This is a genomic window from Massilia sp. IC2-278 (genome assembly GCF_020708045.1).
Classification (GTDB): Bacteria; Pseudomonadota; Gammaproteobacteria; order Burkholderiales; family Burkholderiaceae_D; genus Telluria.
The window spans coordinates 255,782-280,026 of sequence record NZ_JAJFES010000004.1 but is presented as its reverse complement, the minus strand read 5'-3'; the positions used below and the strand labels follow the sequence as shown (position 1 = coordinate 280,026).

Annotated in this window: 22 protein-coding genes; 13 read left to right on the top strand and 9 right to left on the bottom strand. The window is 64.5% G+C overall.

Going from position 1 to position 24,245, the window contains the following annotated elements; all coding sequences use genetic code 11:
• Window positions 1-69: 69 nt before the first annotated feature.
• From LK540_RS11135 to LK540_RS11125, 3 genes are read right to left on the bottom strand one after another with little or no spacing between them, the layout of a single operon-like run.
• Window positions 70-1,242, bottom strand: a complete 1,173-nt coding sequence (locus LK540_RS11135; protein WP_229437359.1) for a VWA domain-containing protein — start codon at window positions 1,240-1,242, stop codon at window positions 70-72.
• A complete protein-coding gene (locus tag LK540_RS11130) occupies window positions 1,236-1,844 on the bottom strand; it encodes a GNAT family N-acetyltransferase (RefSeq protein WP_229437358.1) in 609 nt (202 codons plus the stop codon). Before LK540_RS11130 ends, LK540_RS11135 begins: the two co-directional genes overlap by 7 nt.
• Window positions 1,841-2,695 (bottom strand): MoxR family ATPase, encoded by an 855-nt coding sequence (locus LK540_RS11125; protein WP_229437357.1) that lies wholly within the window; start codon window positions 2,693-2,695, stop codon window positions 1,841-1,843. The genes LK540_RS11130 and LK540_RS11125 overlap by 4 nt, the downstream gene beginning before the upstream one ends.
• 220 nt (window positions 2,696-2,915) lie before the next feature.
• On the opposite strand from LK540_RS11125, the gene LK540_RS11120 reads away from it, so the two are divergent.
• The 3 genes from LK540_RS11120 (at window position 2,916) to LK540_RS11110 (ending at window position 5,503) form a co-directional block, all read left to right on the top strand.
• Complete coding sequence (locus LK540_RS11120; protein WP_229437356.1) at window positions 2,916-3,251, top strand: cytochrome c; 336 nt, start codon at window positions 2,916-2,918, stop codon at window positions 3,249-3,251.
• An 11-nt stretch (window positions 3,252-3,262) separates the two neighbouring features.
• A complete protein-coding gene (locus tag LK540_RS11115; RefSeq protein WP_229437355.1) occupies window positions 3,263-3,604 on the top strand; it encodes a cytochrome c in 342 nt (113 codons plus the stop codon).
• Between the two features lie 393 nt (window positions 3,605-3,997).
• A complete protein-coding gene (locus tag LK540_RS11110; protein ID WP_229437354.1) occupies window positions 3,998-5,503 on the top strand; it encodes a SulP family inorganic anion transporter in 1,506 nt (501 codons plus the stop codon).
• A 58-nt stretch (window positions 5,504-5,561) separates the two neighbouring features.
• Here LK540_RS11110 and LK540_RS11105 read toward each other — a convergent pair whose 3' ends face one another.
• The 4 genes from LK540_RS11105 to LK540_RS11090 form a co-directional block, all read right to left on the bottom strand.
• Window positions 5,562-5,990, bottom strand: coding sequence for a DUF1841 family protein (locus LK540_RS11105; RefSeq protein WP_229437353.1), 429 nt, complete (start codon window positions 5,988-5,990; stop codon window positions 5,562-5,564).
• 78 nt (window positions 5,991-6,068) lie between these two features.
• Window positions 6,069-7,589 (bottom strand): retroviral-like aspartic protease family protein, encoded by a 1,521-nt coding sequence (locus LK540_RS11100; protein WP_229437352.1) that lies wholly within the window; start codon window positions 7,587-7,589, stop codon window positions 6,069-6,071.
• A gap of 98 nt (window positions 7,590-7,687) precedes the next feature.
• A complete protein-coding gene (locus LK540_RS11095; RefSeq protein WP_229437351.1) occupies window positions 7,688-9,238 on the bottom strand; it encodes a retropepsin-like aspartic protease in 1,551 nt (516 codons plus the stop codon).
• A gap of 122 nt (window positions 9,239-9,360) precedes the next feature.
• Window positions 9,361-9,999, bottom strand: coding sequence for an RNA pyrophosphohydrolase (locus LK540_RS11090; protein WP_229437350.1), 639 nt, complete (start codon window positions 9,997-9,999; stop codon window positions 9,361-9,363).
• 204 nt (window positions 10,000-10,203) lie between these two features.
• Between LK540_RS11090 and LK540_RS11085 the strand changes: the two genes are divergently transcribed.
• From LK540_RS11085 to LK540_RS11070, 4 genes are all read left to right on the top strand, one after another.
• Window positions 10,204-11,934 carry a proline--tRNA ligase gene (locus LK540_RS11085; RefSeq protein ID WP_229437349.1) on the top strand — a complete coding sequence of 577 codons (1,731 nt, stop codon included), beginning with the start codon at window positions 10,204-10,206 and terminating at the stop codon, window positions 11,932-11,934.
• 5 nt (window positions 11,935-11,939) lie between these two features.
• Window positions 11,940-12,578: a lytic transglycosylase domain-containing protein gene (locus tag LK540_RS11080; RefSeq protein ID WP_229437348.1), complete on the top strand. Its 639-nt coding sequence runs from the start codon at window positions 11,940-11,942 to the stop codon at window positions 12,576-12,578.
• Window positions 12,579-12,908: 330 nt separating this feature from the next.
• Entirely contained in the window at window positions 12,909-14,366 is a 1,458-nt protein-coding gene (locus LK540_RS11075; RefSeq protein WP_229437347.1) for an alkaline phosphatase, read from the top strand.
• A 20-nt stretch (window positions 14,367-14,386) separates the two neighbouring features.
• The gene (locus LK540_RS11070) at window positions 14,387-15,775 is read left to right on the top strand and encodes an alkaline phosphatase (protein WP_229437488.1); all 1,389 of its coding nucleotides are present in this window, start codon (window positions 14,387-14,389) and stop codon (window positions 15,773-15,775) included.
• Window positions 15,776-16,157: 382 nt separating this feature from the next.
• Here the strand turns inward: LK540_RS11070 and LK540_RS11065 are convergent, their stop codons facing one another.
• The gene (locus LK540_RS11065) at window positions 16,158-16,553 is read right to left on the bottom strand and encodes an SWIB/MDM2 domain-containing protein (protein ID WP_229437346.1); all 396 of its coding nucleotides are present in this window, start codon (window positions 16,551-16,553) and stop codon (window positions 16,158-16,160) included.
• 253 nt (window positions 16,554-16,806) lie between these two features.
• A complete protein-coding gene (ffh, locus tag LK540_RS11060) occupies window positions 16,807-18,174 on the bottom strand; it encodes a signal recognition particle protein (RefSeq protein ID WP_229437345.1) in 1,368 nt (455 codons plus the stop codon).
• Window positions 18,175-18,439: 265 nt separating this feature from the next.
• Between ffh and LK540_RS11055 the strand changes: the two genes are divergently transcribed.
• The 6 genes from LK540_RS11055 to LK540_RS11030 all read left to right on the top strand — a co-directional run bounded on the left by LK540_RS11055 (window position 18,440) and on the right by LK540_RS11030 (window position 24,244).
• Entirely contained in the window at window positions 18,440-19,411 is a 972-nt protein-coding gene (locus LK540_RS11055) for an ABC transporter substrate-binding protein (RefSeq protein WP_229437344.1), read from the top strand.
• Between the two features lie 25 nt (window positions 19,412-19,436).
• The gene (locus LK540_RS11050) at window positions 19,437-20,282 is read left to right on the top strand and encodes an ABC transporter permease (protein WP_229437343.1); all 846 of its coding nucleotides are present in this window, start codon (window positions 19,437-19,439) and stop codon (window positions 20,280-20,282) included.
• On the top strand, window positions 20,283-21,077 hold the full coding sequence (locus tag LK540_RS11045; protein ID WP_229437342.1) for an ABC transporter ATP-binding protein: 795 nt from the start codon (window positions 20,283-20,285) through the stop codon (window positions 21,075-21,077).
• Window positions 21,078-21,427: 350 nt separating this feature from the next.
• Window positions 21,428-22,240, top strand: a complete 813-nt coding sequence (locus LK540_RS11040) for an inner membrane protein YpjD (protein WP_229437341.1) — start codon at window positions 21,428-21,430, stop codon at window positions 22,238-22,240.
• Window positions 22,237-22,512, top strand: a complete 276-nt coding sequence (locus LK540_RS11035; protein ID WP_229437340.1) for a PP0621 family protein — start codon at window positions 22,237-22,239, stop codon at window positions 22,510-22,512. The genes LK540_RS11040 and LK540_RS11035 overlap by 4 nt, the downstream gene beginning before the upstream one ends.
• 4 nt (window positions 22,513-22,516) lie before the next feature.
• Entirely contained in the window at window positions 22,517-24,244 is a 1,728-nt protein-coding gene (locus LK540_RS11030; protein ID WP_229437339.1) for a PAS domain-containing sensor histidine kinase, read from the top strand.
• The last annotated feature ends 1 nt before the right edge of the window (window position 24,245 follow it).

Here is a 24,245-nt window from a genome sequence, read left to right as displayed (position 1 = left end):
CGTGGGCACGGAGTGCCCACCGTACGGTCACCACCGCCTCAATCCAGGCGTTGACCATCCTTGCTGGCGCTATTTGCTCAGCAAGCGCATCGCCCGCTCCAGCCCTTCCAGCGTGATCGGGAACATGCGGTTGTTCATCAGCTGCCGGATGATCGCAATCGACTGCCGGTACTGCCACAGATTCTCCGGCTCGGGATTGAGCCAAGCGAACTTCGGAAACGCCTTGCAGAAGCGCGCCAGCCATTCCGCCCCGGCTTCCTCGTTGTTATACTCGACCGACCCGCCCGGCGCCAGCACCTCGTAGGGGCTCATGGTCGCATCCCCGACGAAGATCACCCGCGTATCGGCTGGGTACTTGCGCAGCACGTCCCAGGTCGGGAAACGCTCCGCATGGCGGCGCCGGTTGCTCTTCCACAGGTAGTCGTAGACGCAGTTGTGGAAGTAGTAGAACTCCATGTTCTTGAATTCGCTCTTCGCCGCCGAGAACAGTTCTTCGGTACGCTCGATGTGGTCGTCCATGCTGCCGCCCACATCCAGCAGCATCACCACCTTGATGCGGTTCTTGCGCTCGGGCTGCATCTTGATGTCGAGGTAGCCGGCATTGCTGGCCGTGGCGCGGATGGTGTCGTCGAGCGCCAGTTCATCGGGCGCGCCATGGCGGGCGAAGCGGCGCAGGCGGCGCAGGGCCACCTTGATGTTGCGCGTGCCCAGTTCGCGCTCGTCGTCGTAGTCCTTGTACGAACGCTGGTCCCAGACCTTGACTGCCGTGCGATTGCGGCCCTGGCCGCCGATGCGCACGCCTTCGGGATTGGTGCCGCCGTGCCCGAACGGCGAGGTGCCGCCGGTGCCGATCCACTTGTTGCCGCCTTCGTGGCGTTCCTTCTGCTCTTTCAGCAGTTCGTTCAGGCGGTCCATCAGCTTGTCGTAGCCGAATTTTTCCAGCGCCGCCTTCTGCTCGGGCGTCAGTTCGCGCTCCATGCGCTTGATCAGCCAGTCGAGCGGAATCTCGCCCTTGCTCGTGTCGAACACGGCCTCGATGCCCTTGAAGTACATGCCGAAGGCACGGTCGAACTTGTCGAAGTGGGCTTCGTCCTTCACCAGCGTCAGGCGCGCCAGGTAATAGAAGGCGTCGAGCGAAGGCGCGATGACGCTCTTTTCCAGGGCTTCGAGCAGGGTCAGGAATTCCTTGATCGAGACCGGGACCTTGGCGTTGCGCAGCGCGAAAAAGAAGTCGATCAGCATGGTGCGTGTCCGTGGCGTTGCAGCCGGTAGTGCAGTTGCGCTTTTATTTCTGGCCACTCGCCGCGCACGATGCTGTACATGACGGTGTCGCGCACGGTGCCGTCGCGGCGCAGGCCGTGGTGGCGGATCACGCCATCCTTCTTGGCGCCGAGGCGTTCGATGGCCGCCTGCGAGGCGAAGTTGAAATTATCGGTGCGCAGGCCGACCACCGCGCAACCGAGGGTGTCGAAGGCGTGGGACAGGAGCAGCAACTTGCAGCTGGTGTTCACGTGCGAGCGCTGCACGCTTTGCGCATACCAGGTGTAACCGATTTCCACGCGCTCGAGCTCGGGCACGATGTCGTGGTAGCTGGTCGAGCCGAGCACGCGGTTCGATTCCGCCTCGACCACGGCAAAGGCCACGCGGTTCTGCATCTCGAGCGCGGCATGCACGTAGGCCTGGGTGCGGTGCGGCTCGGGCACCGAGGTCACGCGGATGTTCCACAGCTGGCCATCGGCCGCGGCGGCGCGCAGGCCGTCGACGTGATCGAGCGACAACGGTTCCAGCCGCACGCCGTTGAAATCGAGCGTGACCGGCTCGACCGCAACTCTCCCTACCGTCATCGATTCGTCCTCGACATGTAGACCAGGCGCTCGAACAAATGCACATCCTGCTCGTTCTTCAGCAGGGCGCCGTGCAGCGGCGGCACCACGGTTTTGGCATCCTTGCTGCGCAGGGCTTCGGCCGGGATGTCCTCCGCCATCAGGAGCTTCAGCCAGTCGAGGAATTCCGAGGTCGAGGGCTTTTTCTTGATGCCGGCGACGTCGCGCACTTCGTAGAAGCTTTGCAGGGCGGCGGCCAGCAGCTCCTGCTTCAGGTGCGGGAAGTGGACCTTGACGATGTCGGCCATCGTCTCGCGGTCCGGGAATTTAATGTAGTGGAAGAAGCAGCGGCGCAGGAAGGCGTCCGGCAGTTCCTTTTCGTTGTTCGAAGTGATGATCACCAGCGGACGGTGCTTGGCCACCACCATTTCGCGCGTCTCGTACACATAGAACTCCATGCGGTCGAGTTCGCGCAGCAGGTCGTTCGGGAATTCGATGTCGGCCTTGTCGATCTCGTCGATCAGCAGCACCACCGGTTCCGGCGCCGTGAATGCCTGCCACAGCACGCCCTTGACGATGTAGTTGTGGATGTCGCGCACGCGTTCGTCGCCCAGCTGGGAATCGCGCAGGCGCGAGACGGCGTCGTATTCGTACAGGCCCTGCTGGGCCTTGGTGGTGGACTTCACGTGCCACTGCAGCAGCGGCATGTTCAGCGCGGCGGCCACTTCCTCGGCCAGCATGGTCTTGCCGGTGCCCGGTTCGCCCTTGATCAGGAGCGGGCGCGCCAGCGTGAGGGCGGCGTTCACGGCCAGTTTCAGGTCGTCGGTGGCGACGTAGTTGTCGGATCCTTCGAAGCGGGCTTGGGCTTGCATGGGCGTCTGTGGTGAGAGAGGAAATCCTGAGTATATGCCAGAAGCCGGGCCGGGGCCGGATGCGCTTGCGGGCGCGGCCGTCCGGGTGCGCGACGTTGGTAGACTGCAATCTTTTGTTGGGCTAGAATCGGACGCTTGTTAGATGATTTGCTAACTTTATCGGCTTCATCTAGTTTCGTGCGGTAGCGGTATTCGATCAAATTTTTTTGCGATTCCCACCATGAAAAAACTTTTCGCTGTACTCGTTCTGGGCGCCTGCGCCGGCGCCGCGTCCGCTGCGGACGTCGTCGGCAACCCGAAGGCCGCGCCGGCCAAGATCGAGATGTGCATCGGCTGCCATGGCATCCCCGGCTACAAATCCGCTTTCCCCGAGGTCTACCAGGTGCCGATGATCGGTGGTCAATCGGCCAAGTACATCGAAGCCGCGCTGCACGCCTATAAAAAGGGCGACCGCAAGCACCCGTCGATGCGCGGCATCGCCGCCAGCCTGTCCGACCAGGACATCGCCGACGTCGCCGCCTACTACGCGCAGCAGACCGCCCAGACCCGCAAATGAGGACCGCCGCCATGCAAAAACTGATCATTGCGCTGGTGCTCGGCGCCGTTTCCCTTGGCGCCTCCGCCGCCGATGTTAAACGCGGCGAGGAGCTGGTCAAGAAGTACAACTGCGCGTCCTGCCATGGCGCGGACTACAACAAGCCGATCGACCCGAGCTATCCGAAGCTGGCGGGGCAGCATGCCGACTACATCGCGCATGCGCTGATGGCCTATAAACGCGGCGGCGACAAGGCGAACGGGCGCAGCAATCCGATCATGGCGGGGTTCGCCAAGCCGCTGACCAACCAGGATATGCAGGATATCGGGGCGTATTTGTCGAGTTTGCCGTCGCAACTGGTGGTGAGCAAGTAAGCCGGAGTTCACGCGACGCGTTTTCCCTGACGCGGCTGGGACCGTATGGTGGGCACGCTGTGCCCACGCGGAAGCTTGCATGGTAATGGCTTCTTTCGCATCGAAACGCGTGCATGGACGCGGCTTCGGCAAATGATCAGCTGATCATCTCATTCTGGCGCGTTCATGCTGCTGGCGCGGCTCGGGCGCCTGCCAACACCGTTCATATGTCCGCGTGGGCACGGAGTGCCCACCGTACGGTCCTCGCTGGCAATGTTAATGACACCTGCGGCAGGAAGCGTTCGGCAACTCCGACTATAATAACGGCTATATCTGATCCCCCGAAGCGGTCTCCACGCCGCTCCGGGGGATTTCGTTTTTCCGCTCGCTAGCGCCTTTTGTTGGAGTGTCACCTTGCAGTCCGTCTCCCCCGCTTATCTGAAAACCAACCTGCTCAGCGGCCTCACCGTGGCCCTGGCGCTGGTTCCCGAGGCGATCGCCTTTGCGCTGGTCGCCCACGTCTCTCCGCTCACCGGCCTGTATGCCGCAGTGCTGGTCTCCTTCATCACCTCGGCCTTCGGCGGCCGCCCCGGCATGATCTCGGGCGCCGCCGGTGCGCTTGCCGTGGTCATGGTCGCGCTGGTGGTCGAGCATGGCGTGCAGTACCTGTTCGCGGCCATCGTCCTGATGGGCATCCTGCAGATGCTGTTCGCCGCCGCGCGCCTGGGTAAATTCATCCGCATGGTGCCGTACCCGGTCATGCTCGGCTTCGTGAACGGCCTGGCGCTGGTGATCTTCATCGCCCAGTTCGGGCACTTCAAGGTGAACGGCGAATGGATGGCGGGCGCCCAGCTGTTCACCATGCTCGGCCTGGTGGCCGCGACGATGGCCGTCATCTACATCACGCCGCGTATCACCAAAGCCGTGCCGGCGACGCTGGTCGGCATCCTGGTGGTGACCATTGGCGCCGCGCTGCTCGGCATCGAATCGAAGACCGTGGGCGAGTTGGGTTCGATTGCCGGCGGCTTGCCGAGCTTTGCGATTCCCGACGTGCCCTTCAACTGGGAGACCTTCCGGATCGTCTTCCCGTACTCGCTGGTGCTGGCCGGCGTGGGCCTGATCGAGTCGCTGCTGACGCTGACCCTGGTCGACGAGATCACGGAAACCCGCGGCCAGCCGAACCGCGAATGCATGGCGCAGGGCGCGGCGAACGTGGTCACCGCTTTCTTCGGCGGCATGGGCGGCTGCGCCATGATCGGCCAGAGCATGATCAACGTGAACAACGGCGCCTATGGCCGCCTGTCGGGCATCGCGGCTTCGCTGTTCCTGCTGTCGTTCATCCTGTTCGGCTCCAGCTGGATCGAGCAGATTCCGCTGGCGGCGCTGATCGGCGTGATGTTCGTGGTCTGCGAGAAGACCTTCGAGTGGGGCACCTTCCGCATGGTCGGCAAGGTGCCGCGCGCCGATACGCTGGTGGTGGTGCTGGTGGCGGCGATCACCCTGGTCTTCGACCTGGCGATTGCAGTGCTGGTGGGTGTGATCGTGTCGGCGCTGGTGTTCGCCTGGCAGCATGCAAAGCAGATCGCGGTGACCACCTCGCAGGATGCGCAGGGCTGGAAGGTGTATGAGTTGCAGGGCACGCTGTTCTTCGCCTCGGTGGCGAATTTCAACGAGCTGTTCGCGCCGAAAGAAGACCCGCAGGACGTGGTGGTCGAGTTCCGCAATGCGCGCGTGGTCGACCATTCGGCGATCCAGGCCATCGATGCGCTGGCCGACAAGTACCGCGCGCTCGGCAAGCGCCTGCACCTGCGCCACCTGAGCCCGGACTGCCGCGAGCTGCTCGGCAAGGCGCAGGAGATGATCGAAGTGAACGTGCTGGAAGATCCGCGCTACCGGGTGGCGGACGACAAGCTGGGTTAACAGTACCCAGCGATAAAAACAAAGGCGACCTTGGTCGCCTTTTGTTTGGTCATACAGTTCAGCGCATCGCCCGGCTGCGCACGCACTCGATGTAGGCCTCGGTATCCGGCGGCACGCCGTTGCGCTGCGACTTCCAGATCATCTCGCCCAGGCATTCCATGATCTCGTGGTGGGCGTCGTGCTCGCCGATCTTGCGCACCAATAGATCATGCGCAGCCTTGATGCCGCGCGGCTGGTCGATCGACACCTGCTCGGCAATCGACAAATGCATCGACAAATGCAGGAAGGGGTTCGGCTTGCCGCCCTCGACCGAGTAGTCGCGCGCGACGGCTTCCTCGGCGTCCATCATGGCCTCGTGGTATTCGGGATGCTGGACGATCCAGTCGGCGGCGATGGCGTCCATCGGCGTGAGGACTTCGCCGGCGCGTTGCTTGCGGAAGGCTTCACAGAAAAAGCGGCGCACGTCGTGCGAGGACGGGGTGAACATGGCGGGATCTGAAAGGCGGTGGGGAAGGGCGCTATTTTAACGCGATGGCGCGCACTTCGCTGCCGCCGGTCGTCCTTGTCAGTCTTCGTCCGCGTCGTCCTGGCCGCCGCTGCAATGCTGCTTGCGCGCCGCCGCCATGGCCTGCACGCCGGCGCTGTCGCCTTGGGCTTCGTGCAGCTCGGTCATCAATCCGATGGCCGTGCAGCGACGCTTCGATCCCAGCTCGCGGTCTTCGGCCGCCTGCTTCAACACCTGTTCGGCGCTCGACTTGCCAAGGTAGAAAGCGGCAACCGGCGCCGGCCACTCGTCGTCCTCGCTGCGCGCAAAGGCGGTGGCCAGCTCGGTGCGGCCGAGTTCCGCCTGGCCCATACGCAGGCGGGCGAGATACAGCCAGAGGGCGGCGTCGCGGTTGGACGGCAGCTTGTCGAGCGCCAGGCGCAGGCGCGGGGCGGCATCGCTTGCACGGCCCTGGCGCAGCAGCGAGCGGCCGCTGTACAGGTTGGCGTAGGCATTGCCGCTGGCGGCTGCCTGCTCCAGCCATTTGGCGGAGGCTTGCGCGTCGCGCGCTACGCCGTCGCCGCTGCCGTACATGTTGGCCAGCCGCATCTGGGCATCACCATTGCCGGCGTCGGCTTCGGCCTGGATCCAGGATTCGAGCTTGCGGCGCTGTTCGAAAGGCTGGCCGCCGACATACGAAAAGTAGATCTTGCGCTGGCTCATCGCGATCAGCACGCGGTGCGAACGCAGGAAGTCGTCGCCCAGCAGGATGTCGACGTCGCTTCCCTTGCGGTCGACCACGCCGATGTCGGCATTCTGGATGACTTCCTCGCCGATCTGGAAGGTCTTGAAGGCCGTATGCCAGAAGGCGACCTTGTCGTCGCCCACGCCGACGACGTGGCCGGCCCGCGTGACATCGGGCGCGTCCAGTTTCAGGCCCGCACGCCTGGCCGCGGCGAGCGAGATCGTGGTTGCCGCCGCACCGGTGTCGATGATCGCGCGCATCTTCACATCGTTCACCAGGACCGTGAGATACGGATTCGGCGTGGTTTCGGAACTGGTGTCGAAAGGAATGACAAGGGCGTCGGCATCCCAGTAGGCGAGGTGGGTATCGCCGCAATTGATTGGCTGGAAGAACTTCATTTCCTTGGTAGCCAGGGAAATTTCCAGGTCTGTCTGCAGGAGAAAGGGTGCGCCCAGGATGGCGTCGAACGAAGGCGTGAAGCCGAAGTCCGATAGCACGCGCATGTGCCCGCGCTCGCTGCGCGCCGGGCCGGCCACGAATTCCTTGATGCGGGTCTGGTAAATCGACGAGACGCCGCCGACACCCTGCGCCACCCGGCCCAGGTTACTCAGCTTCATGCCGCGCCTTTCCGTGCCGGTGCGGGTAAGGAAGGTATCGTAAGCACCGGTATCGACCAGCATGGTTGCCGGCGTGCCGTTGATCACGCCCTCGGTCGTGACCTGCAGGCTGGGTCCGGTGTACTGCAGGGGCAATTTCCCGACCGTGACATAACGGCAGCGCGGGGCCTCTGCGGCCTGGCCAAGTGGAACGGAGAGGACCAGCGCCAGCGCGGCCAGGGTACGGGACAAGGGCTTCATGCCAAAGATTCTACGTGGGAAATTTACATAAAAGCAATCTAAAAAGCTGCTTTGTGGCAAGCAGGTACGCATCGGCATGGAGCCGCGCGCGCCAGCCTTCATGCGGGGTTGTCTTCCTCCTGCGCCTGCCCGGTTGCCGGATCTGTTGGCTTGAAGGCGCACTCCGCCTTGTAGCGCGCTGCCAGCGGACGCTCCTGTTCCTTTTCGCCGCGCGCGCCGTGCCACTCGCCGATCGCAGCGATGGCCTGGCAGGTCCGTGTCCGTGCGGTGGTCTTGTCGTCGGCGGCTTCCTCGAGCAGGGCTGCGGCGCTGAGTTTGCCCAGGTAAAAGTCGGCAACCGGCCGTGGCCACTCGTCGTCGTAACGTGCAACCGAAGCCTGCAGCTCGCTGGCCGCCAGTTCCGGCTGGCCCAGGCGCAGGCGCGCAATGTGCAGCCAGAGGGCGGCCTGGTGATGCGAGGGCAGGCGGTCGAGGCCGGTGCGCAGGTGGGCGGCGCCTTCGGCCAGCTGGCCATGCGTCATCTTCCAGCGTCCGGTGCGGATATTCGCCTGCGGATTGCCACCGCTGGCGGCCTTGGCGAGCCAGCTGTCGGCCAGTGCCGTGTCCTTCGCAACGATCTTGCCTTTTGCGTAGATGTCTGCAAGCGCCATCTGGGCATCGGCGTTGCCGGCCTCGGCTTCGGTGACGACCCAGGGCGCGAGCTTGCCGTATTCGTCGAGGGGTACGCCGCCGATGTAGGAGAAGTAGAGCTTGCGCTGGCTCATCGCGAACAGGACGCGGTGCGAGCGCAGGAAATCCGCACCGAGGATGACGTCGGTCGGGACGTCGCTGTCGATGACGTTGACCTCGGCGTTGCGTATGGTTTCGTCGCCAACCTGCAGGGTGGCAAAGCGGGTGCGCCAGCGTGCTCGCTTGCGGGTGCCGACGCCGACGGCATCGCTGAGGCGGTTGACGCCCGGCGCATCGAGCTGCAGGCCGGTTCGCTTGGCCGCGTCCAGGGTGATCGAGGTGGTGCCGGCGCCGGTGTCGATCATCGCGATCAGCTCGCGGCCGTTGACCGAGACGGTGAAGAGCGGGTTGCTGCCTTCGCGCGAGTCGCGGTGGAAGGGCAGTTCGACCGCTTTCGGGTCCCAGTAGGCAAGGAATTCGTCGCGGCAGTCGAGTGGCCGGAAGAATTTCAGCTCCTTGGCGGCGAGGGAAATCTCGAGGTCGGCCTGCAGCAGGAAAGGGGCGCCGACAATCGCGTCGTACGAAGGGACGTAGCCGAAGTCGGTCAACACCGTCATCACGCCCTTGCTGGCGCGCGAAGGGCCGGTGACGAACTCGTTGACCCGTGTCTCGTAGAGACGGGCGATGCCGCCGACGCCATACGCATGGTGTCCGGTATTGCGCAGCCGCAGGCCGAGACGCTCGGTGCCGGTGCGTGTCAGAAGGGTACGCCAGGCGCCGGTGTCGAGCAGCATGACGGACGGTGTGCCGTTGATGCTGCCGGTCGTCGTGATTTCCAGGTTGGGGCCGGTGTAGTTGAGCGGCAGCTTGGCGATCTCGACGTATTTGCAGGACGCCGGCGCCGGCGCGGCGGAAGCGGTGATGGGAAGGGCCAGGCCCATCGCCAGTGCGGCAAGGGCGCCAAGGAATGAAGGATTCATCCAGTAATTCTAGGATGAAAGTTTTCTATTTTGCAATGATTTGGCAGAAAAAAAGCAGGCAAACGTCACTTGCGTGGCGTGCCTGCTTCGGATGGCGTGTAACTGCTGAGTTACAGACGCAACTATTTTTCCGGTGTCAGCACCAGCTGCGGCTCGGCCGCGGCATCGCGTGGCGGCCTCGGCCCGGTCTTGGCGCCGCCGTTGGCGCTGCCCGGCGCGTTGCCCTGGCCACGCGGCTGGCGCAGGTAGCGCGCGCTGTGGCGGCGCTCACCGTGCCCGCCGTTGGCCGGCCAGCTGATGAAGCGCGACAGTTCCTGCAAGGCGCGCTGGTAGACATCGCGCTTGAACTCGATGACCACGTCCAGCGGCACCCAGTAGTCGTGCCAGCGCCAGGCGTCGAACTCGGGATGGTCGGTCAGGCGCAGGTTGACGTCGTTGTCGCGCGCTACCATGCGCAACAAGAACCAGATCTGCTTCTGGCCACGGTAATGGCCGCGGATCTCGCGCTTGATGAAGTGATCCGGCACCTCGTAGCGCAGCCAGTCGCGGGTACGGCCCACGATCTTGACATGCTCCTGGCGCAGCCCGATTTCTTCCTCCAGCTCGCGGTACATCGCCTGTTCCGGCGTCTCGCCGTATTTGATACCCCCTTGCGGAAATTGCCATGAGTGCTCGCGCACCCGCTTGCCCCACCACACCTCGTTATTGGCGTTCAGCAGGATGATGCCGACGTTGGGGCGGAACCCTTCACGATCGAGCATAAGTGCACCTCGAAACTTTCTGCCGGCTTCTGGTCCCTTGCGTTTTTACCTACAAATCCCTGCGTCAGCCATGCCTTTCGATCACGAAAACGGCGGCGGCTGCGTGTTCCGGACCCATTTGTACAAAGTTTGGACGCATCAGCCAGCTAATCCTTTAAAATTAGGTCGATTATAACCCTCTCTTTTTAAAAAGAATTCATCGATATGCGTGCCTCACGATTTTTTATTTCAACTCTTAAAGAAGCGCCATCCGATGCCGAGATCGTCAGCCACAAGCTGATGATGCGGGCGGGGATGATCAAGCGCCTCGGCTCGGGCATCTACACCTACATGCCGACCGGCTTGCGCGTCATTCGCAAGGTCGAAGCGATCATTCGCGAAGAGATGAACAAGTCGGGCGCGCTCGAACTGCTGATGCCGGTCGTGCAGCCGGCCGAACTGTGGCAAGAGACGGGCCGCTGGGACAAGATGGGTCCGGAACTGATGCGCGTCAAGGACCGCCATGGCCGCGACTACGCCATCCAGCCGACCTCGGAAGAAGTCGTCACCGACGTCGTGCGCAGCGAGATCAAGTCCTACCGCCAGCTGCCGCTGAACTTCTATCACATCCAGACCAAGTTCCGCGACGAACGCCGCCCGCGCTTCGGCCTGATGCGCGGCCGCGAGTTCACGATGAAGGATGCCTATTCCTTCGACCGCGACCTGGAAGGCATGCAGAAGTCCTACCAGATCATGTTCGATGCCTACGTGCGCATCTTCAACCGCTTCGGTCTGAAATTCCGCGCGGTGGCGGCCGACAACGGCGCCATCGGCGGCACCGGCTCGCACGAATTCCACGTGATCGCCTCGACCGGCGAAGACGCGCTGGTCTACTGCCCGACCTCGGACTACGCGGCCAACATGGAAGCGGCTGAGGCGCTGGCCATCGGCGAGCGCGGCGCGGCCACGCAAGCCATGACCAAGGTGCCGACCCCGGGCAAGACCAAGTGCGAGATGGTGGCCGAGCAGCTGGGCCTGCCGCTGTCGCAAACGGTGAAAACCATTGCGCTGACGGTCGAAACCGAAGAAGAGGGCAAGGTCAGCAAGCAATACTTCATGCTGCTGCTGCGCGGCGACCACGAGCTGAATGAAGTCAAGGTCAACAAGGTTCCAGGCCTGGGCACCTACCGCTTCTCGAGCGAAGCCGAGATCGCGGAAGTGTATGGCACCATGCCGGGCTACCTCGGTCCTGTCGCGCCGAAGCAGCCTGTCACGATCGTTGCCGACCGTACCGTGGCCAACATGGCCGATTTCGTCTGCGGCGCGAACGAGGTCGACGCCCACCTCGCCGGCGTGAACTGGGGCCGCGACCTGCCGGAACCGGTGGTCGCCGACCTGCGCAACGTGGTCGAAGGCGACGCTTCGCCGGACGGCAAGGGCGTGCTGGCCATCGAGCGCGGCATCGAAGTCGGCCACGTGTTCCAGCTCGGCAGCGCCTACTCGAAAGCCATGGAAGCAACCTACCTCGACGAAAACGGCAAGCCGGCGCCGCTGCAGATGGGCTGCTACGGCATCGGCGTGACCCGTATCCTGGGCGCGGCGATCGAGCAGAACTACGACGACAAGGGCATAGTCTGGCCAGACGCGCTGGCGCCGTTCCAGATCGTGCTGTGCCCGATGGGCCTTGACCGCAGCGAAATGGTCAAGGAACAGACCGAGAAGCTGTACGCCGAGCTGCAAGCGGCGGGCGTGGACGTGATCGTCGACGACCGCGGCCTGCGTCCGGGCGCGATGTTCGCCGACTGGGAACTGATCGGCGTGCCGCACCGCGTGGTGATCGGCGAGCGCGGCCTGAAGGAAGGCAAGCTCGAATACCAGGGCCGCCGCGATACCGAAGCCACGGCCATCGCGGTCGACGAGATGGTCGGCTTCATCAAGGCCAAATTCGCGCAGTGATGCGGATGGCGGGACAGGGCGGGGCGCGCACACTGTTAAGTGGCGCGCTGCTCGTGGCGGCGCTTGCCTTCACGAGCGCCCACGCGGGCAACCAGAAGGAAGAGGCGCTCGCCGATTCCGTGCGCCTGGCGCTGTCGAACGCCATCAACGATGCGCGTCCGCCCAAGCCTGTCTTCCGTGACGAGGCAGGGCGGCTGCGCTACCAGCAGTGGTTCAACGAGATGTCGGGGCGGCTGAAAAAACGCATCCCCGACGAATTCTCGCGCACGGAATTCCTGGAGGCGGCCTGGTATGAGGCGACCCGTGCCGGGCTCGATCCGGGGCTGGTGCTGGGGCTGATCCAGGTCGAGTCGGCGTATCGCAAGTACGCGGTGTCGATCGCCGGCGCGCGCGGCTACATGCAGGTGATGCCGTTCTGGACCAAGGTGATCGGCGACAGCGACCGGCGCAAGCTGTTCCACATGCAGACCAATTTGCGCTACGGCTGCTCGATCTTGCGCATGTATATCGACATGGAGCGCGGCAATCTGTACCTCGCGCTCGGCCGCTACAACGGCAGCCGGGGCAAGCCACAGTATCCGAATGCGGTGCTGTCGGCGTGGAAGAAGTGGGAGTTCACGCCGGCGGCAGTGGCGTCGCGGTAACGTCATTTTTGTCGAGACCTCGCCCGTACGGTGGGCACTCCGTGCCCACGCGGTTACGTGCGCATCCTTTCACCACTGGCCGCGATATCTCGCCCGCAATCTTCTCCGCGAGTCGCACGCTCCAACCCGATTTCCAAACATCCGCGATTTCCTCAAGCGTCAGCGAGCGACGATTCGCCGCAGCGGGCAACAGCACGCGCACGTAACCGCGTGGGCACGGAGTGCCCACCGTACGGTTCAAGCCGCAGGCCTGGATTCCCGCTACATATCAATCACACCATATAAACAGTTACCGGTGTAGACTGCCCGCTTTCCACCCCAGGATCCACCATGCGATTGACCACTCTCGCCGGCGCAAGCCTGTTGCTGCTGGCCGGCTGCGCGTCCACCGTCACGTCACCCACTGTCGCCACGCACACCCCATCGGGCGCCGACACCCGCGCGAAAAACATCATCTTCTTCCTCGGCGACGGCATGGGCATCAACACCCTCACCGCCGCGCGCATCTACGCGGTGGGCGAAGACGGCGAGCTGACCATCGACACGCTGCCCGAATCCGCCTTCGTCAAAACCTTCTCGAACGACGCCCAGGTCACCGACAGCGCCGCCTCGATGTCGGCCTATATGACCGGCGTGAAGCAGAACAACGGCGTGATCTCGATGTCCTCGGACACCCGCTCGATCTCCCCGGCAGCAGACGCCAACGGCAACAAGCAGGTCAGCCGCTGTCAGGATGGTCAGACCGCAAACGGCCGCCCGATGCCGACCCTGGCCGAACTGGCCAAGGCACGCGGCATGGCCGCCGGCGTGGTCACCACCACCAGCGTCACCGACGCCACGCCCGCCGCCACCTACGCCCACGCCTGCCACCGCAAGATCGAATCCGACATCGCGGCCGCGCTGGTGCCGGGCGGCGCCGGTTACAACGCCGCGCTGGGTAGCAATGGCCTGGACCTGGTCTTCGGCGGCGGCGCCCAATTCTTTGCGCCGGTGGCGCAGGGCGGCAAGCGCGCCGACGGCCGCAACCTGGTCGCGGAGCTGCAAGCCAAGGGCTGGCGCTACGCCGCCGACACCGCGCAACTGCAGGCCCTGGCGCCGAACGCGCAGCCTGCGATCGGCCTGTTTGCCCAGAACCACTTCACCTACGAAGCCGCGCGCGACACCGCCAAGCAGCCGGCCCTGGCCGGCATGACGTCAAAAGCCATCGACATCCTGTCGCGCAACCCGAACGGCTTCTTCCTGATGGTGGAGGGCGGCTTGATCGACCACGCGCTGCACGCCACCCTGGCCAAGCGCGCGCTGCAGGAAACCGTGAGCTACAACGCGGCCCTGAAAACCGCCATCGACAAGATGAACGCCATCGACCCGGGCCTGAAGAACACCCTGATCGTCGCCACCGCCGACCACGACCACACGCTGCTGATCAACGGCTATTCGCCGCGCACCGGCAAGACCACGCCCACCAACCCAGGCGTGCTGGGCCTGGTGCGCAGCCTGCCGGACAATAAAATCCGCCTCGACAAGGACGGCGCGCCCTTCACGATCCTCGGTTTCGGCACCGGCGAGCATCGCATCCAGGGCAGCCGCAAGGACGTCAAGCTGACCGACGAAATCGCAGCCGCTGACGACTACCACCAGGAAGCCGTGGTGCGCACCCGCCTTGGGGCCGAGACCCACGGCGGCGCCGACGTCTACCTGGGCGCCATCGGCGCGAATGCGGAACTGTTCCGCGGGACCATCGACAACACCCGCGTCTTCAACCTGATCAAGACAGCAGGGGACCTGTGAGCGCCATGAACCAACACCCGATGACCACCATCCGACTCGCCGCGCTGCTGCTGGCAGCCTCCTGCACCTTGCCAGTCCAGGCGCAAACCGCTCCAGCCACCAAGTCCCAGGCCAGGAACATCATCTTCTTCCTCGGCGACGGCATGGGCCCGACCACGATCACCGCCGCGCGCATCTTCAAGCATGGCGAAGACGGCCTGCTGAACTTCGAGCGCCTGGACCGCACCGCGCGCATCAAGACTTATTCGGCCGACGCCCAGGTGACCGACAGCGCGCCATCGATGGGCGCCTACATGACCGGTGTGAAGATCAACAACGACGTGATCTCGATGAAGGACGCCAAGCCGGTGGCGCCGGCCAAGGACGCCAACGGCAACGCCAGCATAGATCGCTGCGGTGCGGGTAATGGCACGTCGCCGATGACGATCCTGGAACTGGCGAAAGCCAACGGCAAGGCGGTCGGCGCGGTGACCACCACCGAGCTGACCCACGCCACCCCGGCCTCGACCTTCTCGCACGTGTGCGACCGCGACATGGGCTATACCATCGCCGAGCAGATCGTGCCGGGCGGCGCGGGCTACAATGAACGCCTGCAGGATGGCGTCGACGTGCTGATGGGAGGCGGGCGCATGCACTTCACGCCGTTCGACAAGGCGCGCAACCCAAAGGGCCGCGGCGACGGGCGCGACCTGCTGGCGGAATTCGCGGCGCGCGGCTACTTCGTGGCCAACACCCGCGCCGACATGCAGTCGGCCCTCCCGAACCGCAAGTTCGTCGGCATCTACGCCGACAGCCATCTCGACTACGCGTCGAAACGCCGCCCCGAGCAGCCGACGCTGGCCGAGATGACGGCCAAGTCGATCGAGCTGCTCTCGAAGAATCCGAAGGGCTTCTTCCTGATGGTCGAAGGCGGCAAGATCGACCACGCGCTGCACGACACGAATGCGCGCAACGCCATGACCGAGACCGTGGCCTTCGACGAGGCGATCCAGACCGCGGTGGAGCGCATGCGCGCGCTCGATCCGGGTCTGGAGAACACGCTGATCGTGGTGACGGCGGACCATGACCACACGATGGTGTTGAACGGCTATCCGAAGCGCGGCAATCCGGTGCTGGACATCGTGCGCGGCTATGCCAACGGCGAGCCGACCAAGGATGCCGACGGCAAGACGTTTACGACGCTGGTGTTCGGGAATGGTCCGAACCGGCCGGAGGTCCGTGCCGATGTAAGCAGCGAGCAGGCGCTGGCCGAGGACTATCACCAGGAGACCGGAATTCGCTGGTCGAGCGAGTCGCACGGCGGCGGCGACGTGAAGTTGTATGCGGCGGGGGCGGGCTCGGCGCCGTTCAAGGGCACGATCGAGAACACGCGCGTGTTCGACTTGATGAAGGCGGCGTTCGGGTTCTAAATGGCCGGCGGCGTATCCCGTACGGTGGGCACTTCGTGCCCACGCGGATGCGTGCCGCGTGTTGGCGCGTGAGCGCGGCGATAAAAATCGCTTCCTGATGCGCCTGTTCGCGGATTAGCCGCAACGTTCGCCGAAACCTGCCGGCGTTCGCGACGATCATTTGGACGCGCCGTCACAGCGCATCCGAGGCGTCCAGAACGGCGTCACCTCGACGCAGGCTTCCGCGTGGGCACGGAGTGCCCACCATACGGGACGCGCCACCATCGATCCACCATCTCGCTTCGAATCGCGCCAACGATAAGCGCACGTCCCAAAACAAAAAGCCCCGATCACACGACCGGGGCTTTTCAACGTTCAGGCTAATGGGGCAGCCGGCGTCTTATTATTTCAGGTGATTCGAGATCAGCTTGGTCATCTCGAACATCGAGACTTGTTCCTTGCCACCGAAGACGGCTTTCAGCTTGTCGTCGGCGTTGATCATCTGGCGGTTGTCTGCAGCTTGCAGGTCCGCTTTCTTGATGTATTCCCAGACTTTCTTGGTCACTTCCGTGCGTGGCAGCGGCTTGTTGCCGACCACTGCAGCGAGCTCGGCCGACGGCGTCAGCTCTTTCATGAAAGCGGCGTTCGGCTTGCGTGCTGCAGCCGGTTTCTTCGCTGCTGCGGCCTTCGGTGCTGCTTCCTTTGCCGGAGCGGCGGCCTTCTTCGCCGCAGGCTTAGCGGCCGGCTTGGCGGCTGCCTTCTTTGCGGGCGCTGCTGGGGATTTCTTGGCTGTTGCCATCTTCGAGCCTCCTAAACGAGCATATGTAAAAGTTGCGCAATATCGCACGGCTTATATTGGTGGCGTTTTAGCGTTCCTGCAAGTCTTTTTCTTCATTTTTTCACTCTATGCGGCCCAAAAATAGGGGTTTGCGCGTCAGGCGTGACCGCAGAGTGAAAATCCACGCGAAATTCGGCATAAAAACGCCGCGCCGGGCATGGAGCCGGGCGCGGCGTTTTGTCGCTCCAGCGAGCGTCAAGGAAGGCAAAAACGCTTAGCGCATGCCCGGCATCATGCCTTTCATCCCGCGCATCATCTTCATCAGGCCGCCGCCCTTGAGCTTCTTCATCATGGTCTGCATCTGGTCGTACTGCGTCAGCATGCGGTTCACTTCCTGCACCTGCACGCCGGCGCCGGCGGCGATGCGGCGCTTGCGGTTGGCCTTGATCAGTTCCGGCTTGGCGCGCTCCTGCGGCGTCATCGAGTCGATAATGCCGACCATGCGCCGCACCTGCTTCTCGGCCTGGTCCATGTTGGCGCCGGCCGCCGCCTGCTGGAACTGCGCCGGCAGTTTATCCAGCAAGCCCGACATGCCGCCCATCTTCTTCATCTGGGTCAGCTGGGCCTTGAAGTCGTTCATGTCGAAGCGGCCGCCCGCCTTGATCTTGTTGGCCATGTCGGCCGCGGCCTTTTCGTCGACGCCCTTGCGCGCTTCTTCCACCAGCGCCAGGATGTCGCCCATGCCCAGCACGCGGCTGGCCATGCGGGTCGGGTCGAAGGCTTCCAGGCCGTCCAGCTTTTCCGACACGCCGGCGAACTTGATCGGCTTGCCGGTCACATGACGCACGGACAGCGCCGCACCGCCGCGCGAGTCGCCATCGAGCTTGGTCAGCACGATGCCGGTCAGGGGCAGGGCGTCGTTGAAGGCTTTCGCCGTGTTGATCGCATCCTGGCCCAGCATGGCGTCGACCACGAACAGGGTCTCGATCGGCTTCACGGCGCCGTGGACGGCGGCGATTTCCTGCATCATCGCTTCGTCGATACCGAGGCGGCCGGCGGTGTCGATGATCAGGACGTCGTGGTAGTGCTTCTTGGCCCAGTCCAGCGCGGCCAGGGCGATGTCGACCGGCTTGTCGGTGGAGGTGGACGGGAAGAAGTCGGCGCCGACCTGCTTCGTGACGGACTCCAGCTGCGCGATTGCCGCAGGGCGGTAGACGTCGGCGGAGACGGTCAGGACCTTTTTCTTCTTTTGCTCTTTCAGGTACTTGGCTAGCTTGCCGGTGGTGGTCGTTTTACCGACACCTTGCAAGCCGGCCATCAGGATGATCGCCGGCGGCTGCTGGGCGAACGACAATTGCGTCGCGTCGGCGCCGAGGTCGGCGCCCATCAGGGCGGCCAGCTCGCGCTGCACCACGCCGACCAGGGCCTGGCCCGGGCTGAGGGAAGCGATGACTTCTTCGCCCAGCGCTTTTTCCTTCACTTTGGCGATGAATTCGCGCACCGCCGGCAGCGCCACGTCGGCCTCGAGCAGCGCCAGGCGCACTTCGCGTAGCATCTCGGCGGTGTTCGCTTCGGTCAGACGCGCCTCGCCGCGCATCGTCTTGACGACCTTGGCTAGGCGTTGGGTAAGGTTATCTAGCATGTTCTACCTGACTATATATAGGACGGTATTCGGGAAAGCGGCCATTTTACCTTGCGCAAGAAGGGCTTGCCCGTCTACATCGCGCGGATTACGCCTTTTTTGAGTGCATGTGATGACAGATGTCACAACTGCACATTGCCACGTTTGACACATCTTGCATTCCCATATAGCCTTTTCCCGCCGGCATCATGTATGCATGGCAGCGTCACGGCACCACCGCAGCAGCCCCCACCGATTTTGACGAAGCGCATAACGGAGACATGGCATGACTAAAGTGTTCGGCAAGACCCTGATCGCAATGACCCTGCTGGCAGCCGCCGGCGCCCAGGCTCAGGAAACTGTGCGCCTCGGGAACCTCAAGTTCGCGCACTACGGCGCCGTCTCGTACATCAAGGAAATCGCGCCCAAGTGCGGCATCAAGGTCGAGGAAAAGATCTTCCCGAAAGGGCTGGACGTCATGCAGGCCATCATCGCCGGCGAACTCGATGTCGGCACCACCGCTTCCGAAGCGGCGATCTCCGGCCGCGCCGGCGGCGCCCCGATCTACGTCGTGGCCGGCTTCGCCAAGGGCGGCGCGCGCCTGGTGGCCCGGCCCGATTTGAAAATCACCTCCGTGCCGCAACTGAAAGGCAAGCGCGTCGGCGTGACGCGCGGCGGCATCCAGGAAGTGCTGCTGATGGCGGAACTGGCCAAGCACAACATGAAGGCCGACCCGGCGCCGGGCAAGGACGTGCAGCTGGTGTTCCTGCCGTATGCCGATTTGAACCAGGCTTTGCTCGGCAAGCAGATCGACGCCATGATGCAGTCCGAGCCGCAATCCTCGCAGGCGATCAACAAGGGTTTCGGGGCGGAAGTGCTGAAGCCTTACGATACGCCGATCGGGGAGCCGATCCGCACCATGGTCATGACCGAGAAGTTCTATAAGGAGCGGCGGCCGGTGGCGGAAAAGTTCATGCGCTGCTTCGTGCAGGCGACCAAGACCTTCATCGACAACAAGTCCCTGGCCGAGAAGTACGTGCGCGAAGTCGTGTTCAAGAACCAGATCACGACCGACGACTTCAACGATGCGATCGGCAACTCCGAGTATTCGTACGACATCACGCCGCAGCACATCCAGATCACCACCGACACCATGGTCAAGACCGGCGTCGGACGGATGGCCAAGCCGCCGGTGGCCGCCGACTGGGTCAAGACCGATCTGCTGGACGCGGCCAAGAAAAGCCTGAACATCAAGTAAGCCAGCCACAACCCCGGGGGGCGGCATGAGCACGAGCATCGGCAGGAACAAGCAGCGCAATTGGCGCGAGATCGGCGTCGGCATGGTGGTGCCGGTGCTGGCGATCGCCATCTGGCAAGCGGTGGCGAGCATGGGCTGGGTCAATCCCCAGGTACTGCCGTCGCCGCTGGCGGTGTGGGAGCGGTGGGTGGCTTACCTGCTGCCGCTCGTCCCCTACGAAGGCTATACCGAAGGCGGCTGGTGGCACTGGGCGTTTTCCGGTGAGCTGATCGTCGATACGCTCACCAGCCTGTACCGGGTGGTGGTCGGCTTCCTGATCGGCGGCGGGCTGGCCTTGCCGCTCGGCCTGGCCATGGGCGCCAGCAACACGGTGTACGCCTGGATGAACCCGCTGGTGCAGATCCTGCGTCCGATTCCGCCGATCGCCTACATCCCGCTGGCCATCCTCTGGTTTGGGCTGGGCAATCCGCCGGCTGTGTTCCTGATCGCGCTGGGCGCCTTTTTCCCGGTCTTGATGAACACCATTGCCGGGGTGCGCCATGTCGACGGCATTTACCTGCGCGCGGCGCGCAACCTGGGTGCGGGCGGCGCGACCATGTTCCTGCGCGTGATCCTGCCGGCGGCCGTGCCCTACATTTTGTCGGGCGTTCGCATCGGCATCGGCACCGCCTTCATCGTCGTCATCGTGTCCGAGATGATCGCCGTGAACAACGGCCTGGGCTACCGCATCCTGGAGGCGCGCGAGTACTTCTGGTCCGACAAGATCATCGCCGGCATGATCACCATCGGCATGCTCGGTCTCGCCATCGACATCGGCATGAACCGCCTGAACAACTATCTGCTGCGCTGGCACCGCGGCCTGGAGCACTGAATGGACGCGCATATTGCAGTGAATGGGGTGAGCAAGGTGTTCGCCAGCGACGAGCGCCAGGTGGTGGCGCTGCAGGACATTAATCTGGCCATCCCGCGCGGGCAGTTCACCTGCCTGCTCGGGCCTTCGGGCTGCGGCAAGTCGACCCTGCTGAACGCCGTGGCCGGCTTTTCGCCGCCCACAAGCGGTTCGATCCTGGTCGATGGGCAGCCGGTGGTGGCGCCGGGGCCGGACCGGGGCATGGTGTTCCAGGAGTACGCGCTGTTTCCGTGGATGACGGTCGAGCAGAACGTCGGCTTCGGGCTGGACATCAAGGGCACGCCCAAGGCCGAGATCCGCCGCACCGTGGACGAATTGCTGCGCATTCTGTCGTTGACCGACTTCAGGGCGCGCTACCCGAAGGATTTGTCGGGCGGGATGCGCCAGCGGGTGGCGATCGCGCGCGTGCTGGCGCTGGATTCGCCGATCATGCTGATGGATGAGCCGTTTGGTGCGCTCGATGCGCTCACCCGGCGCAACCTGCAGGACGAATTGCTGCGCATCTGGGCCGAGCTGAAGAAGACGATTTTGTTCGTTACGCACAGCATCGAGGAAGCGATTTATCTGGCCGACCGGATCGTGGTGATGACTTACCGGCCGGGGACGGTGAAGCGCGACATCCTGGTCGATTTGCCGAGGATGCGCGATCCGGCGGCGCCGGAGTTCAATGCGCTCAAGCGCGAGCTGGGGCAGCTGGTGATGGAGGAGCAGCAGCGGCATCATAGCGACGAGTTGAGGATGGCGGCGGTGGATTGATTCGTTGGGTGCGCTGGGCCGCGCAAGCCACCCGTACGGTGGGCACCCTGTGCCCACGCGGTTACGTGCATAACCTTGCACCTGCCGCCGTGACGATTCGCTCCGGACGCATGCAATGGATGGAAGCGCTAAAGAGACGCTTCCGGAGGCGCTGCCTAGGTACAGAGGGTTTGACCGGAACGGCGCCAACAATGATCGTCATTTCGCGTGGGCACGGGGTCCCCACCCTACGGTCGATGACGGTGGCGTAGCGGCGCTGGCGATGAATCGCGCATCGAGGCGCCGGTTAAGCCGCCCCAACAGCAGGGCAGCCCCGCCACCGCCATTTGCCGATGGTGTAGACTGCCGGTATGCAGAACACCCTCTTTTTTGCCGCGGCCTTTCTGTACGCGGCCTGCGCCCTGCTGCCGTCGCGCCGGGGCGCTGTCATTTCCGGCGTCACCGCGCTGGCCTGGTTCGCGCACGGCGTGGCGCTGTGGGGCGCGGCCTTTGCTCCCGGCGCGCTGCGCATCGGTTTTGCCATCATGCTCTCGGCCGCCCTGTGGGTCTCGGTGGCCGCCTACTGGTTTGAAAACCGCAACTTCGCCCTCGACGGCCTGCGGCGCCTGGTAATGCCCTGCGCCTTTGGCGCGGCGCTGCTGCCGGTGCTGTTCCCCGGAGCGGTGATGGCCATCGAGAACCGTTCCAGCGCCTTTGGCTGGCACGTGGCCGTGGCCGTGCTGGCCTACAGCACGCTGACGATTGCCGCCTTCCACGCGGTGCTGATGGCGCTGCAGGAAACCCGGCTGCACGCGCGCACCGCGCCCAGCAGCGGCAGCGGCTGGATCGGCGGCACGCTCGACCAGCTGCCGGCCCTGCTGACCATGGAAAAGCTGCTGTTCCGCCTGATCGGCATCGGCTTCGTGCTGCTCAGCCTGACCGTGCTGTCGGGCGTGGTGTTTTCCGAGCAGCTGTTCGGCCAGGCGATGCGCTGGGACCACAAGAACGTGTTCGCGATGCTGTCGTGGGTGCTGTTCGGCGCCCTGCTGGCGGGGCGCCACTGGCGCGGCTGGCGCGGCAAGACGGCGCTGCGCTTCACCCTGGCCGGGTTTGCCACGCTGGCGCTGGCCTATGTCGGCAGCCGTTTCGTGCTCGAAGTCGTGCTGCACCGGGGGATCGCATGAGCCGCCTCCTGTTCTGGATCATCCTGATCATCGTGATCGGCTTTGCGGTGCGCGCCAAGCTGCGCGCCGCCATCCGCAAGAGCCAGCTGCAGCAGGAAGAGCAGTGGCGCCGGCAGCAATATCAGCAGCAGGGACGCCAGGCCGAGCCGGTGTCCATCGAAAACATGACCAGCTGCGCCCACTGCGGCCTGCATTTCCCGGCTTCCGAGGCGGTGCGCGCCGATGGCCTCGACTATTGCAGCCCGGCCCACGTGCGCCTGCCGCCGCGGTAAGCCCTTGAAGATCCGCTGGCCGGCGCTGTCCACGCAGTCGCGCACGACCTTCTGGCGCTCGCTGCAGGCGCTGAACGTCACGCGCATCGTCATCGGCATCGTGCTGCTGCTGTACATGGCCTTCGACGTGCGCGACGGCCGCCCCGGCACCGACCCGGCCTACGCGCGCACCTGCTTCTTCTACCTGGGCGCGGCGCTGTGCTTCGGCCTGGTTTCCACCTTCTGGAAGCGCCGCTTCCCGCTGCAGCTGGCGGTCCAGATCGCGGTCGACCTGTTCGCCATCTCGCTGCTGTACCAGGCCGCCGGCGGCGTGCGCAGCGGTCTCGGCGTCCTTTACCTGTTCCCACTGGCCGGCGCCGCGATCCTGGCGCCGCTGCTGCTGGCGCTGTTCGCGGCGGCAGTGGCCTCGATCATCGTGCTGCTGCAGGCGTCCTGGCAGCTGTTCACGCGCGATGGCGAACCGCCGCTGGCCCAGGCCGGGATGTACGGCATCGCCTTCTTCGCCGTGGTCTGGCTGGTGAACCGGCTGGCGGCGCGCCTGATCGGGCAGGAGGAGCTGGCGGCCCAGCGCGGCGTCGACCTGGAAGTGCAGCAGTCGATCAACGAGATCGTGATTGCCGACGTCAACGACGGCGTGCTGGTGCTGGGCGCCGACGGCGTCATCCACACCGCCAATCCGGCGGCGCGGCGCATGCTCGGCGTCGATGCCCCGGGCGGCCTGCGCCTGGATGCGGTGCACGGGCTGGAACCGGTGGCCGGCGCCTTTGCGCGCTGGGTCGGCGCAGCCGCGGCACCGGCCCTGGCCGCGGTCGAGCCGGTGCAGGGCGAAGCCGGACCCGACGAAGCCTGGGTCATCCTGAAACCCTTCCAGGAGCCGGGCGCACCGGACGCCAACGGCAGCGCGCGGCGCGACCAGCCGGCACACCTCAAATTGCGCTTCGCGCGCGTGGAAGCGGCCGGCGGCAAGCCGGGGCGCAGCGTGGTCTTCATGCAGGACGTAAGCGCCATCGAGAACCAGGCGCAGCAGCTGAAACTGGCCTCGATGGGGCGCCTGACTGCCAGCATCGCGCACGAGGTACGTAATCCCTTGTCGGCCATCGGCCACGCCACCGCGCTGCTGGCCGAAGACCTGCACGGCAAGGCCGAGGTGCGGCTGTTGAAAATCATCGGCGACAACGTGGCACGCGTGAACCGCATGGTCGAGGACATTTTGCAGCTCTCGCGCAAGGCCCAGCCCTACGCCGAGCCGCTGGTGCTGGCCACTTTCCTGGCCGAGCTGAAGGCCGAGTTCATCGAAACCCAGGGCCTGCCCGAGGAGATGCTGTGGCTGGGCGGCGCCGGCGCCATCGAGGTGCGCTTCGACGCCCTGCACCTGCGCGAAGTGCTGGTGAACCTGCTCGGCAATGCGATCCGCTACGCCAGCCGGGCGCCGGCCAGCATCCGCATCTGGCCCGAGCTCGACGCCTTCGGCACGCTAGAACTGCACGTGCAGGACGATGGCCCCGGCATCACGCCGGACGTGCGCGCCCACCTGTTCGAGCCCTTCTATACTACGTCCAGCAAGGGTACGGGCCTCGGGCTCTACCTGGCGCGCGAGCTGTGCCTGAACAACGGCGCCAAGCTGGACTACGAATACCGCTTCGATCCGGCCGCGCCAGGTGCGCGCAAGGCCAGCGGCCGCTTTGTGATGACCTTCGCCCAGCCGGCGGCTGCCGGCGCGCATGCAGAATAAG